Source organism: Pseudomonas sp. GP01-A4, assembly GCF_058780865.1.
Window position 1 is genome coordinate 1 of sequence record NZ_JBYSWF010000115.1, and the last position, 12961, is coordinate 12961.

Below are 12961 nucleotides of genomic sequence, written 5' to 3' on the forward strand. Positions count from 1 at the left end.
CCCCTGGCCCTGCTGGCGGTACTCAGTGGCTGCAATAACAAGGCCGACCCCGTCGCCGAAGCGCCCCTGCCCCGCCCGGTGCTGGCCGCCAAGGTCGAAGCCGCCGGCAGCCAGCAAAGCGCCTACACCGGCGTAGTGGCCGCGCGCACGGAAAGTGACCTGGGGTTTCGCGTCAGCGGCAAGGTGATCGAGCGCAAGGTTGATCCCGGCCAGCACGTCAACCGTGGCGACACCTTGCTGGTGCTGGATATCGGCGACTTCGAACTGGCCCTGCGTTCGGCAAAAAACCGCGTCAATGCGGCCCAGGCGCAATTGCGCCAACGCCGGGACGATGAATCCCGCTACCAACGCCTGGCCAATACCGGCGCCGTGTCGCGGCAGATTTTCGACCAGTCCGCCACCAACCTGCGGGTGGCCGAAGCCGAGCTGGCCTCCGCGCAATCCGACGCCAGCCAGATCGAAAACCGCCGCACCTACTCGGTGCTCAGGGCCGACAGCGACGGCATCATCACCGACGTACGGGTGGACCGCGGCCAAGTGGTCGCCGAGGGGCAAGTGGTGGCGCGCCTGGCTCACGACGGCGCCCGGGAAGCCATCGCCAACCTGCCGGAAAACCAGCGCGACCAGGCTTCGCAAAAAGCCCTGGCGTTCCCCTTCGGCGCCCCTGAGCAAGCAGTGACCGCCACGTTGCGCGAGCTGTCTGCCAGCGCCGACCCGACCACCCGCACCTACCGGGCCCGCTATGTATTGCATGGCCCCGTCGACCGCTTCGCTCTCGGCTCGACCATCACCGTGCGCCTGCAAGGTAACGGCCAGGCGCAACAGACCCGCGTGCCCATCGGGGCGCTGCAGGATGCCGGCAAAGGCACCGGTGTGTGGGTGATTGGCGCCGATGACAAGGTCAGCTTCGCCCCGGTCAACGTCGCCAGCCTCGGCCAGGAGGACGCGTTGCTGGACAGTGGCGTGGACCCCGGCCAAGTAGTCGTCGCCCTCGGCGCGCACCTGCTGCACAGCGGTGACGCGGTACGCCTGTTGCCGGCCCAGGTATTGGCCCTCAACCGTCAGCAGGAACACTGATAATGCGCGGGATCAACCTCTCCGAACTGGCGGTCAAGCATCGCGCGGTCACGCTGTTCCTGATCATCGCGATCCTCGCCGCCGGGGTCTTTGCCTTTGGCAAACTGGGGCGCGCCGAAGACCCTTCGTTCACCGTCAAGGTCATGACCATCACCGCCGCCTGGCCCGGCGCCACCGCGCAAGAGATGCAGGAGCAAGTGGCCGACCGCCTGGAAAAACGCCTGCAGGAGCTGGACTATTACGACCGCGTCGAAACCATCGCCCAACCGGGCTTCGTCTCGATGCGCATGACGTACCTGGAGTCCACCCGTCCCAGCGAGATCCAGGACCTGTTCTACCAGACCCGCAAAAAGCTCAGCGACGAAGCCGCGAAGTTGCCCAAGGGGGTGATCGGGCCGTTTTTCAACGATGAATACTCCGACGTATACTTTTCCCTGTACGCGCTGGAGGCCGAACACCTGCCCCACCGGCAACTGGTGCAAATGGCCGAGGACATGCGCCAGGGCCTGCTCAATCTGCCGGGAGTGAAGAAGGTCAATATCCTCGGCGAACAGGCGCAGCGGATCTTCGTCGAGTTTTCCTATGAGCGCCTGGCCACCTTGGGCATCAAGCCCGAGCAGATCTTCGCCGCCCTCGCCGCCCAGAATGCCGTGGCGCCTTCAGGCTTTGTCGAGACCGCCGGGGCACGCGCCTATATCCGCATCGACGGGGCCTTCGACAGCCTGGCGCTGATCGAAAACGTCCCGCTGGAAGCCAACGGCAAGCTGCTGCGCATCGCCGATGTGGCCACCGTCAGCCGAGGTTATGAAGACCCGCCCAGCTACCGTATCCGTCATCAGGGCGACCCCTCGCTGATGCTCGGGGTGATCATGGAGAAGCACTGGAACGGCCTGGAACTGGACAAGGCTCTCAAGGCTCAGGAAGCGAAAATCCAGGCCGACCTGCCGCTGGGGGTCAACTTCGCCAAGGTCTCCGACCAGGCGAAAAACATCAGCCTGGCGGTCAACGAGTTCATGCTGAAGTTCTTCGTCGCCCTCGCGGTGGTGATGGTCATCAGCCTGCTGGCCCTGGGGTTCCGGGTCGGGCTGGTGGTGGCCGCTGCGGTGCCGCTGACCTTGTCGATCGTGTTTGTGATCATGTTGATGACCGGCCGCGAATTCGACCGGGTGACCCTGGGCGCGTTGATCATTTCCCTGGGCCTGCTGGTGGACGACGCGATCATTGCGATCGAGATGATGGTGGTTAAACTCGAGGAAGGTTTTGACCGGATCCACGCGGCCACCTTCGCCTGGAGTTCCACCGCCGCGCCGATGCTCACCGGCACCCTGGTGACGATTATCGGCTTCCTGCCGGTGGGTTTTGCCCGCTCGGGGGCCGGTGAGTATGCCGGGAATATTTTCTGGATCGTCGGTTTTGCGCTGATCGCGTCGTGGCTGGTGGCGGTGGTGTTCACCCCGTACCTGGGGGTCAAGCTGTTGCCGCACATCGAGCCGGTTGTCGGCGGCCACGATGCAATTTACGCCGGGCGCTATTACCAGAAACTGCGGCGCCTGGTGGACGCTTGCGTGCGCAGACGCTGGCTGGTCACCGGGTTGGTGGTGGCGGCCTTTGTGCTGTGTGGCCTGGGCATGGGCGTGGTGAAGAAGCAGTTCTTTCCCAACTCCGACCGTTCCGAGCTGATTCTGGAGGTGTACATGCCACCGGGCAGCGCCTTCAAAAGCACCGAGGCGGTAGCGGCGCAGGTGGAAAAGGCGCTGATGGAGGAGCCGCAAACCGTGATGGTCGACACCTATGTCGGCGGTGGTGCACCGCGGTTTTTCCTGTCGCTGAACCCTGAGCTGCCAGACCCGGCCTTCGCCAAGTTGATCGTGCAGACCGCCGACGCCCATGCCCGGGACAGCCTGAAAAAACGCATGGCTGAACGCATCGCGGCCGGCGAATTTCCATCGGCGCGGGTGCGCGTCACCCAGTTGGTATTCGGCCCGCCGGTGCCCTTCCCGGTGGTGTTTCGCGTGTCCGGTCCCGACCTGAATGTGCTGCGCAGCCTGTCTGAAGACGTGCGCCAAGTGGTCGCCGCCAACACACTCACGCGGGACAGCTTCCTCGACTGGGGCGAGCGCGCCAGCAGTTACCGCCTGGTACTCGACCAGGACCGCCTGCGCCTGCTGGGCTTTACCCCCGACGGGGTGAAATCCCAGCTCAACGCGTTGCTCAGCGGCAACCCGATTACCGAAGTGCGCGAAGGCAATCGCACCGTTTCAGTGGTTGCCCGCTCCCAGGGCAGCCAGCGCGAAGACCTCGGCAACCTGGACAATATGACCCTGACCAACAGTGCCGGCGTCTCGGTGCCATTGGCCCAGGTCGGGCATTTCCAGGCGGTGATGGAAGAACCGATCCTCAAGCGCCGCAACCGTGCGCTGACCGTGGAAGTGCGCGCCGATATTGTCGACGGCACCCAGCCGCCAGACGTGGAAATGGCGGTGTACAAGGACCTGCAACCCTTGATCGCCAAGCTGCCGGCCGGGTATCAGATCGTCATCGGCGGCCCGGTGGAAGAAAGCGCCAAGGCCAACGTGGCGCTGGCGGCACTGTTCCCGATCATGATCCTGCTGACGTTGACGGTGATCATGTTCCAGGTGCGTTCGTTCGGGGTGATGTTCATGGTGTTCGCCACCGCGCCGCTGGGGCTGATCGGAGCGGTGCCGACGTTGCTGCTGTTCAACCAGCCGTTCGGGTTCAACGCGATATTGGGGCTGATCGGGATTGGCGGGATCCTGATGCGCAATACGCTGATCTTTACCGACCAGATTCGGCAGAACCAGGACCAGGGCATGGTGATTCGCGAGGCGATCATCGAGGCCACGGTGCGCCGGGCACGCCCGGTGATCCTGACCGCGCTGGCGGCGGCGTTGGCGTTTATTCCGCTGACATTGTCGGTGTTCTGGTCGTCGCTGGCGTATGTGTTGATTGGCGGGGTGCTGGTGGGGACAGTGTTGACGTTGCTGTTCTTGCCGGCGTTGTGCAGTCTGGTGTTGGGGCGGGAGAAGACCCGGGAAGTGGTGACTGCAACCTGATCCAACCAACACCACAAACCAATGTGGGAGCGGGCTTGCTCGCGAAAGCGGTGTACCAGATAAGCAGATGTCGACTGATAGACCGCATTCGCGAGCAAGCCCGCTCCCACACAAGCCCGCTCCCACATTTAGAGGTGTGGCGTTTTTAAGTCAGCGCTTGGAGAGTTCCATAATCATCCGGCTCAGCAGATAAATCCGCGGCGCCACGCTCTCCACCTCGGCATATTCCTCCGGCGTATGGATATTGCCCCCGACAATCCCGAACCCGTCCAGGGTCGGCGTACCCACGCCAGCCGACAAGCTCGCATCCGCCGCCCCGCCGCTGCCCTCAATGGTCAGCTTGCGCCCCAACTCGCCATAAATCCCCTGGGCAATCGCCACCAGCTTGTCCGACTCCGGCGTCTGCGGCATCGGCGGCAGGCCACGGTGCAAACTGGTGGTCACTTCAGTCTCGGGGATCAGCTTGTTGGCCGAGACCCGTGCCAGGTCTTTCTCGATCCGGTCAAACTCTTCCGGCAACGCCGCCCGTACATCCGCCTTGGCGGTGGCCTGGTCGGGGATCACGTTGACCCGGTCGCCGGAGTTGATCACGGTGAAGTTGATGGTGGTTTTCTTCTCGGCATCCCCCAGCTTGCCCAGTTGCAGAATCTGGTGCGCCGCTTCCATCGCCGCGTTGCGCCCCAATTCCGGGGCGACGCCGGCGTGGGCGGCCTTGCCCTTGACCTCGACCACGGCGGTGGCGCTGCCTTTGCGCCATACCACCAGGCCATCGGCCGGGCGACCTGGTTCCAGGTTGAGCGTCACGTCGTGGCCCTTGGCGGTGTTGCGGATCAGCTCGGACGCGCCGTCGGTGCCGGTTTCTTCGCTGGCGTCCAGCAGGAAGGTGATTTGTGCGTAGTCCTTGAAGCCCTGGCTTTTCAGGACTTTCAAGGCGTAGATGCCGGCGACGATGCCGCCCTTGTCATCCATTACGCCCGGGCCATAGGCGCGGCCGTCCTTAATGTGGAACGGCCGGGCAGCCGCCGAGCCTTCCTTGAACACAGTGTCCATGTGGGCCATCAGCAGGATCCTGGCCTTGCCGGTGCCCTTGAGGGTGGCGATGACATGGCTGTTATGAGCGGCGGCATCCGGCACCAGCTGGATGCTGAAACCCAGTTGCTTGAGCTCATCGACGGCGATGTCACGCACTTGGGTCAGGCCCGGCTCGTAGCCGGAGCCCGAATCGATATTCACCAGGCGCTCCAGCAGTTTCAAGGCCTCGGCCTTGTACTGCTCGGAATCGGCCTGGATCTGTTTGTGGGGTTCGGCGCTGAAGGCCGGCATGGCGAAAGACAGCGCCAGGGTGGCCGCCAGCAAGGTACGCGGGAAGTTGAAGAGCATGAACCGATCCTTGTTTTTGTTGGAAGGTAGCGCTCCACCCTACCTGACAAACACCGATTTGTTGATCCTCAGATCGACCTCAGCCAACTTCCCTGCACCGAACTGACCCGGTTGCGCCCGCTGCTCTTGGCCTCGTACAAGGCCTGGTCGGCATCGTTCAGCCAACTGGTGGCGTCGGCGTGTGCCGGCCGGTATGGCGCCAGGCCGATGCTCAGGCTGGCGCGCAAGGTCGGGTCCTGTGCGTAGGCCAGGGAGTTGAAGCGATCACGCAGGGCGTCCATCACCTCGGTGGCGCGGTTCAGGGGCATGTCCGGCAGGATCACGCAGAATTCGTCGCCACCGTAGCGCCCGGCCAGGTCAGTGGCCCGCAGGTTCTGGCGCAGCACTTTGCTCAATTGACGCAGCACGATATCGCCGGTGACATGGCCGTAGGTGTCGTTGATGGTCTTGAAGTGGTCGATGTCGATCAGCGCGATGGCGGCGCCCTGCTGGTCGCGGCGGCAGCGCTGGAACTCGATTTCCAGGTGGTCTTTCCAGGCGCCGTGGTTGAGCAGGCCCGACAGGCTGTCGGTGCGGCTCAGGGCCAGCAACTCGCGCTTGTGCCGGGCCAGGGTGATCGCTTGCCGGTAACAGATCCAGCCCAGCGCCAGGGGATACAGCATCAGGATCGGCAGGCAGGCGTAGAGCTGCACTTCACTGGTGAGGGCGGTCACCGCCGGAGTGAACACCAGCATCGAGGCGCCGATGCCCAGCGCCTGGGCCACCCAACCGGCGAGCATGAAGCGCGGGCCGCCGATGGCGACGTTGTTCATGGTCATCATCGACAAGGTGGTCACGCTGGGCAGCGGGTTGAACTGCATGGCGCCAACCCAGAACCCGCCGCAAAACGAGTCGAACAGCAGGTTGCGGTGTTCCGAGCGCAGGGAGTTTTTCGAGTGCCGCGACCATTGGTAGGCCACATGCGGCCAGATGAAGGCATTGGCGATCATCACTCCCCAGACACAAGCGGATTTATCCAGCGGGTAGATGGCGGCGGCCACACAGACAAACCCGAGGGTCAACCCCAGGGTGCGCGACTTGTACAAGCGTGAAGCGAGCGAAAGTCCGTTTCCTCCTGCGGCTGGCATGTCTGGCTTGATCCTGGATGAATGCCCGAAGTCTATCAGGGCACCGGCAGATCGCCACTACCGCTCATAAGCTGACCTTCAGCTGGAAAAGCCCCGGGCCAACATCAGCGCCACCCCCAGCAGCAACACCGCCGTGGCCCGTTGCAGCAACACCCGGCGCTTGGGGTTTTCCAGCACGTGCTTGATGCGCTGGCCGAAGTAGCAATACAGGCAGCCGCTGGCAAATTGCAGCAGCAGGAAGGTCAGGCCGAGGATCGCGATGTCGGCGGCGGCACTGCCCTGGCCGATGGCGGCGAACTGCGGGAATACCGCGCTGAACAGAATGATCGCCTTGGGATTCGACAACCCGGTCAGCAGGCCCTTGCCGAAAAGACTGCGGGCATTTTCCGGGGTTGCATCGTTGGTCTTGATGGTCACTCCGCTGCTGGTCCATTGCTTGTAGGCCAGGTAAAGGATGTAGGCCACGCCTACCACCTGGATGATCCGGGTGATCAGCGGGTAATCCTTGATCAGCTCGGAAAAACCCACGGCAAAGATCAGGATCGACACCAGGTAGGAAACACTCGCCCCGAACTGCGCCGGCAGGGAGCGGCGCAGGCCGTCCTTCAAGCCGAGGCTGAGCAACAACAAGGTCATGGGCCCGGGGCTGAAGGCCAGGGTGGTGCACAGCAGCAGGAAATACAAAAACGAAGACAGCGTCAGCGCGGTGGCCATGGCGTGGAATTTCACAGCAGGAAAGAGGGCTTGCAGTCTAGGGCGCACGTGCCGCCACAGGCAGGTAAACTCTACGGATATACGCGCAGACTTTACCGGTGAAGTTGGCGGCAAACTTAAGGACAGTGTGATGCCCATTCCTGCGATTCAGTTTCATGACCGAGCACCGAAGGTGCAGCAGATCGTCGATGCCCTGGCCCATGCGATCGAGCAAGGCGAATTGGCCGCTGGCAGCAAACTGCCTTCGGTGCGTGAGTTGGGAGCCTTGCTGGGCGTCGGAAAATTCACCATGAATGAAGCGCTGGATCGCCTGCGCGGGCGTCACCTCCTGACCTCCAGCCAGGGCCGCGGGCACTTTGTCGCCAGCAGCCTGGCACAGCCGTCGTCCAGCACCTGGGTCGACTTGCTGCCCCAGGACTTGCTCAGCGTACTGCGCCGCCCCCTGGCCATGGCCCAGGGCGACCTGCGCCCCGGCGGCGGCCATCTGCCGGAAGACTGGCTGGATTCCGAAGCCCTGCGCCAGGCCATGCGCAGCGCAGTCCGCGCCCCTACCCTGCGCATCGCCGGGCTGGGCACCCCGGCGGGCCTGCTGCCGTTGCGCCAGGCGCTGCAACAGAAACTGCACGGTGAAGGGTTGTCGGTGCCGGTGGAACAAATCATCACCACGCCCAACACGGTGCAAGGCCTGGACATGCTCATGCGCCTGCTGGCGCGGCCCGGGGACACGGTGCTGCTGGATGCACCGTGTTATTTCAACTTCCACGCGAACCTGGCGTTGCATGGGGTCAAGGTGGTGACGATCGCCCGGCGGCCTGATGGTTTTGATTTTGTCGCGCTGGAGCAGTTGTTGGCGGAGCATCGTCCGAGCCTGTACCTGACCACCAGCGTGTTGCATAACCCCACCGGGCATTCATTCAGTCCGAGCCAGGCGTTTCGGTTGTTGCAACTGGCCCGGGAGTATCGCTGCCATATCGTTGAGGATGATCTTTACGGGGATTTGCACCCTAACCCGCCGCCGCGCCTGGCGACTTTGGCGGGATTGGAGCAGGTGACGTACCTGTCGGGGTTTTCGAAGGTGCTGACGGCGAATGCGCGGGTCAGTTATGTGGTGGCGGCGCCGCAATTGGCGGCGAATCTGACCAATATGAAGTTGATGAGCGGCGGCATAACGTCCGAGCTGTTCGAACAGATTGTGTATCGGCTGCTGAGTGAGGGTGGGTATGCCCGGCATCGCAAGCGCATGGTTCAGCGGCTGCTGGAGGCCGGTGGGCGGGTTGAGCAGTGGCTGCGGCGTTGCGGGTGTGAATTGCCGATGGGATTTGAGGGCGGGATGTTTATCTGGGCGCGGTTGCCGGCGGGGGTAAATGGTGAGCGGCTGGCTGAAGCCGGGTTGAAACGCGGGATGGTGTTGGCGCCGGGGGCGTTGTTCGGGTATGAGCCGGGGTTGCGGGATTTCATGCGATTTAATGTGGCGCATTGCGACGAAGGGCGGGTTCAGGCGCAGTTTGAAGGGTTGCTGAGGGCGCCAACCCGAAGAGTTGGCGCCGGGGTTACGGATCAAGCGGAGGGTTGATCACCGTTCACTGGAGATCACGCGCTGGCTGCAGATATGAGCCATGCTGACCGGGGTAGCGTCGCCACCCACGCCGACATCCGGGTACTCCTCGATGCGCAGGCGCCAGACGGCGAAGTTGTAGTTGGTCTCCCAGGTATTTTTGTAACCCGAGTCGTAGGACACATACCTGACAGTCGCCTCACCCGCGCAGTTGCCCAGGTTGACCGTACCGGATGCCGCGCCCGACACGCCGGTTACCGAACCGTAGTAAGGGATGTACACCGGCAGGTAGGTATTACGGTTGACGTGCTTGTCGAGTTGCAGATACGGGGTCAATCCCTGCAGGCGTTTACCGGTGCTGTCGGCCCAGGTCACGGCCCAGCTCAAGTCACGTGCCGCCTGGGTGGTCATGAACGGATCGTAGTCATTGGCCGAAGCCGGGATCCGCACCACGTTGTCACCTTGCACACTGTGGCTCAACACCTCGGGTGTGGAGCCCAGCGACAGCTTGTAGCGCGCCGTAGCCTTCCAGGTTGCGGCCGGGTTAGGCCGCACCCGTACGCTCACCACGCCATTAACCGATGGCGTTGGCCAGGTGATTTTCGCCTTGGGGCTGATCGGGATCCATTTGACGCCGTCAAAATACTCGGAAATCCACTGGCCCCGATCGCTCTCGTTCACACCGTCGAAATAGGCACTGACCTTCTGCCCGCGCAGGGCCTTGAAGGAGAAGTAGTCTTCATCGGTCGCAGTGTCGGAGTTACCCGTGACGTAGTTCAGGGTATCCGGCAGTTGATAAGCCGTTTCGAAACTGTCGTTAGGCTCGAAATCGTCAATCGTCATGTTGATATCCACGCCGAAACTGAACGGCGAACCGTCAGCCGAATTGGCATGCATGAACCAGTAGTAGTCGCCAGGTGGCAGTACGCCAGCCAACACCTCGTTGGCATTGCCCGGGTTATCCGACGTGCCGAGAGAAGTGATGTTGTTCTGGCCGTCGTCCTGGAACAGGGTCAGGGACATGTTGGTGGCAGCACTCTGCCCTACCAGCATCACTGTCGCCCGTGCCTTTTGGGGCACGTTGAAGTGGTAGCAGACATCGTTGCCGGTTTGCACACCGTCCAGGTTATACATCTGGTTGATACCGAGGGTCTGGCACAGCGGCGTGAACGCCTGGGCCGCCACGGCCTGGGCATCCACCTTGGCGCTATCTACCTGTACAGGCTCGGCGACCACAACCCCGCTCAAGGCCTTGGCAGCCTGCACCGGCTTTTTCAGCTGCTGCGAGGTTTTGATTTTGTCCAGGAAGGCAGCCGACGCCTTCTGCGCCGTGACGTTGCCGCCACTCTTGAGGGCTTGTTGCACGGCTTGCTGCAACGGTTGCGGCGTCAAGTGTGCAGGAGATTGTTCGGCCAGGGCGCAGGCCGAAACGAAGCAGGACGCCGCGATGGCGGCTCCGAGCATGAACGCTTTTTTCGATTTCATTTTTTATCCATCCATAGTTAAAAAATTGAAGCTCAGGTGATCGGCGACATCCGGTCACCTGGGATGGAATGTAGGACATAACTGTATGCATGTACAGTATTTTTATGGCGACAGGATAGATGCGCCAATCCCGACTACGCTCATCCCAAACAAAAACAACACCGAGCTCCCCCAATGACTCACCCCACCGAGGCTTTCCGCACCACCTACCGCGCCAGCATCCACCCCTGCTACAACCCGTGGCTCCACGCTGGTTTCGTTTTCGGCTACGGCCTGCTCTGCATCAGCCTGTTCTGGTCCACCACCCGGCAAATACAGCTATTGGAATGGCTGGCCATCCCCCTCACCCTGATTTTCTTCAACCTGTGTATCTATCTCGTCCACCGTCACCTGGGCCATCACAAACACACCTTCGCCCGCCTGTTCTACGCCCGCCACACCGGCGACCACCACAGCTTCTTCACCCCCGATCACATGACCTACGACAGCCCTCGAGACTGGCGTGTCATCCTGTTCCCCGCCTGGCTCATCCTGGTCCACAGCCTGGCCGTGACCCTCCCCGCCTGGTGGTTGCTCAAACACCTCAACCCCAACATCGCCGGCCTGTTCGCCGGCTGCATGATCCTCGGCTACCTGCTCTATGAATTCTTCCACGCCTGCGAACACCTGCCCCCCGACCACCCCGTGGCCCGCCTGCCGTGGATCCGCCAGATGCACCACCTGCACGCCCTGCATCACCGGCGCGAACTGATGCAGGGACGCAACTTCAACATTGTCCTGCCGCTGATGGACTACCTGTTCGGCACCCTGCATTGGGAACCGCCCACCACTGATCACCAGGAATCGTCATGAGTACCCGTCCAAGCAACGTTGGTCGTCTGGTCCTGCTGATCCTGACCGCCATCGTCGCCTTCCTGCTGCTGATGCCCACCAAAGTGCAACCGGTCAACTGGTCGCCGCCCAAGGCGCCATCCCTGAAGGACGGGCCCTACGCCGAAAACCAGCGCCTCAAGGACGTGAAAAGAACCGGCGCCCAGGACATCGCCGGGCCCGAAGCCTTGTTGCTGGATGGCAAAGGGTTCCTCATCACCGGCCTGCATGACGGGCGCATCATCCGCACGGCCCCCGAAAGCCACGTTCTCGAAGAGCTGACCAACACCCAGGGTCGCCCCCTGGGCCTGGCCCTGCATCCGGACGGGCGGTTGATCATTGCCGATGGGATCAAGGGCCTGCTCGCCCTCGACACCCAGCACAATCTCACCACCCTGGCCACCAGCGCCGCCGGCCTGCCGTTTGGCTTTGTCGATGACGTCACCGTCGACGCCGCCGGGCGTTATGCGTACTTCAGCGATGCATCAAGCCGATGGGGTTATGGGGAAGACGGCGAGGCGGTGATCGAGCACGGCGGTGACGGCCGTTTGCTACGGTATGACTTCAGCACCGGCCACACCGAGGTATTGCTGGACCAGTTGCAATTCGCCAATGGCGTGGCCCTGGGGCCGAACGAAGACTATGTGCTGGTCAACGAAACCGGCGCCTATCGCATCAGCCGCTACTGGCTCAAGGGCGACAAGGCCGGCGTCCACGACCTGTTTATCGACAACCTGCCGGGCCTGCCGGACAACCTCAGCTTCAACGGCAAGGACCGGTTCTGGGTTGCCTTGTATTCACCGCGCAACCCGCTGCTCGACGGTTTTGCCGGCTACCCGCTGATGCGCAAGATCATGGTACGGGCACTGATGGTGGTGCCCAAGCCCATCGAGCGTAAGGCCTTTGTGCTCGGGCTGGACGTGAACGGCAAGATCATCGCAAACCTGCAGGATGGCAGCAGCGGTAACTACTCGCCCGTCACCACGGCACGTGAGTACGGTGACTGGTTGTATCTGGGTTCGCTTAAAAACACCGGTATGGCGCGCTTGCCACTCAAGGTGGCGTTGGCGCAATAACGAAAAAAAGCCCCTCGGCTATGGCTTGGACCAGACCTCCCAAATGATTGCCAGGACCATCAAAACCATTCCGCCGTAATAGGGCCATACTGCCCATCGCTTCAGGGCCACGGGGACGGACGTCAACTCTGCCTCAGTTACCTCGCCCTTTTTCAAATGGCGTTTTGGCATGGACAGCAGCTCGACGATCACAACCATTCGCATGGTTTTGTCGATCGGCAGATTCCTGCGCCAAAAACGCTTGGTGCGTTGAACGGCCTCGTTTTCGGTGAAATAGCTTTCCAACTCATCGAGTTTTCTGTACGCGACGAAGAGCAACAGTCCCAAGTTGATAAGCATCCATAAAAGCAACGTAACAGTGAAAAAATCATAATAAGACATGATCAAGCCCCATCAGGCTGATACATCAGGTCACCCATCATTTCTCCACCCCATTCACCGGCACGCCCAAACGTACTCCCGGCGGCATAACCTCCGGCAGCACCGCCGATGATCCCGCAGACCAGCGCACCCTGCCCTTTCACCGCAACCCCCATGACTATCCCGCATAAACGTCTCCCGAGCGCAGCCCCCAGAGTCCCTCCAATAGCGGCCCCGCCTACC

The 12961-nt window shown here is 62.1% G+C and carries 10 protein-coding genes; 5 read left to right on the forward strand and 5 right to left on the reverse strand.

From position 1 onward, the window contains the following. Positions 1–1077: efflux RND transporter periplasmic adaptor subunit (locus tag AC3WKX_RS33095; RefSeq protein WP_102665800.1), on the forward strand; the 1077-nt coding region annotated here is incomplete at its 5' end. A gap of 2 nt (positions 1078–1079) precedes the next feature. Next, positions 1080–4151: an efflux RND transporter permease subunit gene (locus tag AC3WKX_RS33100; protein WP_102606401.1), complete on the forward strand. Its 3072-nt coding sequence runs from the start codon at positions 1080–1082 to the stop codon at positions 4149–4151. A gap of 150 nt (positions 4152–4301) precedes the next feature. Here AC3WKX_RS33100 and AC3WKX_RS33105 read toward each other — a convergent pair whose 3' ends face one another. The 3 genes from AC3WKX_RS33105 to AC3WKX_RS33115 all read right to left on the reverse strand — a co-directional run bounded on the left by AC3WKX_RS33105 (position 4302) and on the right by AC3WKX_RS33115 (position 7372). After that, positions 4302–5531, reverse strand: a complete 1230-nt coding sequence (locus AC3WKX_RS33105; protein ID WP_102606402.1) for a M20/M25/M40 family metallo-hydrolase — start codon at positions 5529–5531, stop codon at positions 4302–4304. A 68-nt stretch (positions 5532–5599) separates the two neighbouring features. After that, positions 5600–6658 carry a diguanylate cyclase gene (locus AC3WKX_RS33110; RefSeq protein ID WP_102606403.1) on the reverse strand — a complete coding sequence of 353 codons (1059 nt, stop codon included), beginning with the start codon at positions 6656–6658 and terminating at the stop codon, positions 5600–5602. Between the two features lie 78 nt (positions 6659–6736). After that, positions 6737–7372, reverse strand: a complete 636-nt coding sequence (locus AC3WKX_RS33115) for a LysE family translocator (protein ID WP_003210255.1) — start codon at positions 7370–7372, stop codon at positions 6737–6739. Positions 7373–7502: 130 nt separating this feature from the next. Here AC3WKX_RS33115 and AC3WKX_RS33120 point away from each other — a divergent pair, with 130 nt between their 5' ends. Next, complete coding sequence (locus AC3WKX_RS33120; protein ID WP_102606404.1) at positions 7503–8945, forward strand: aminotransferase-like domain-containing protein; 1443 nt, start codon at positions 7503–7505, stop codon at positions 8943–8945. On the opposite strand, the gene AC3WKX_RS33125 is transcribed toward AC3WKX_RS33120, so the two are convergent. After that, positions 8946–10412 (reverse strand): hypothetical protein, encoded by a 1467-nt coding sequence (locus tag AC3WKX_RS33125; RefSeq protein ID WP_102606405.1) that lies wholly within the window; start codon positions 10410–10412, stop codon positions 8946–8948. A 174-nt stretch (positions 10413–10586) separates the two neighbouring features. Here AC3WKX_RS33125 and AC3WKX_RS33130 point away from each other — a divergent pair, with 174 nt between their 5' ends. Continuing rightward, on the forward strand, positions 10587–11264 hold the full coding sequence (locus AC3WKX_RS33130) for a sterol desaturase family protein (RefSeq protein WP_102606406.1): 678 nt from the start codon (positions 10587–10589) through the stop codon (positions 11262–11264). Next, a complete protein-coding gene (locus AC3WKX_RS33135; protein ID WP_102606407.1) occupies positions 11261–12358 on the forward strand; it encodes an SMP-30/gluconolactonase/LRE family protein in 1098 nt (365 codons plus the stop codon). The genes AC3WKX_RS33130 and AC3WKX_RS33135 overlap by 4 nt, the downstream gene beginning before the upstream one ends. A gap of 18 nt (positions 12359–12376) precedes the next feature. Here AC3WKX_RS33135 and AC3WKX_RS33140 read toward each other — a convergent pair whose 3' ends face one another. Further along, on the reverse strand, positions 12377–12739 hold the full coding sequence (locus AC3WKX_RS33140) for a hypothetical protein (RefSeq protein ID WP_003210265.1): 363 nt from the start codon (positions 12737–12739) through the stop codon (positions 12377–12379). Positions 12740–12961 lie beyond the last annotated feature (222 nt).